Raw genomic sequence first — 1,261 nt, forward strand, 5'->3', positions numbered from 1 at the left:
GCGCCGTCACGTTTTGCCAAGATTGCGCCTTAAGCCCTTCAGCAAACTGATAATCCAACGAAACTTTAGATTCAAACGGTGTACCACACGTCAGCCCCGTTGGTAAGTTGGCACTGAAAGAGGCCGAGTTTGCCAGTTGCACATCGACCGCTTTCGATGTGTCGTTGTTCAGTGACCAATTGCCCTTTACGCTTGCAGATCGGCCGGTGTGAGAAAGCGTCAACTCGACCGTTTCCCCAGCGTTGATGTAACGAGATTGATATCGGGCGTTAAAAGGAACTTTGAGTAAGTTATGCTGTGCGAAGCTATCTTTCAGAATTTGTGCGTACTCTTTTTCAGGGAAAAGCATTGTCGCGGCAAACACGGTGGACTCCGCCAAATCATGCATTTTCACACCACGACCCACGCCGTACATGCCTTCAAGCACAATCGAGTCAAAGTCACGGAAAACACGATCCGAACCATCTCCATAACGAGCAACGGACGCTTTCAAGGCTTGGAATAAAGGTGTCGACCACAACTCGTCGCCCAATTCACCACCAACACTTTCATGCGCTCGGTATTCCGCTCCTTCAAAGTAGCGAGCACGTTGGTTCCAGAGACTGCGTGTTGCGCGGCGAACGCCAAACATGCCATCCCAGTTGAACACGGTATCAATCTCAAATTCCTGACCACGGCGAGCCGCATCTAAATACTGTGTTCGGTAGCTCGCGCTGCCCGCCCAGTAATCACCGACACCTTCTCCAATCGCACCAGTGTGGCCATACGCCCAATCGGGAACAATTTGATAGTGAATCCCGTGTCCTAGCTCGTGCAAAATCACATCTGCATCCGCAGCATCCGGAGATACTCCGCCAACGCCTAACATCAGCGCACGCGAACCTGTGTAGTAAGAAGAGTTGTCGAGCGCTAAACCACGTCCATCAAAACGAAGCGGCTCTTCAAATAAGTCATAGCTCAAGCTCGATAGGTACTGCAGTGAGTTGTCAAGATGGTAAAACGCCATCAACTGCAAAAAGGCATTGTCGCCAAGCTGAGCACTTTGCATCGCTTTTACATCAGCAAAAGATTGAACACCTTCAGGCGGCAAAATACTGCTTGTATCGCGTACGGGCTCCGCACCTACCGCAGGTGTAGGCAGTAATGCAAGTGCATCCACCTGTTTAACGCGCTCGTTGGCTAGGTAGAACTTGCCGTCAGACTGCAAAACTTGAATCTGCTTCTCAACGTATTGAAGTGGCTGCGGATAATCCTCTAACGA

The 1,261-nt window shown here is 50.4% G+C and carries 1 pseudogene; it reads right to left on the reverse strand.

The annotated features are described in order from the left end of the window. A pseudogene (locus R7P72_RS24850) lies at positions 1-1,261 on the reverse strand (propeptide, peptidase); the annotation flags it as partial.

The sequence above is a fragment of the Vibrio sp. Vb0888 genome, from assembly GCF_033338835.1.
Taxonomy (GTDB): Bacteria; Pseudomonadota; Gammaproteobacteria; order Enterobacterales; family Vibrionaceae; genus Vibrio; species Vibrio alginolyticus.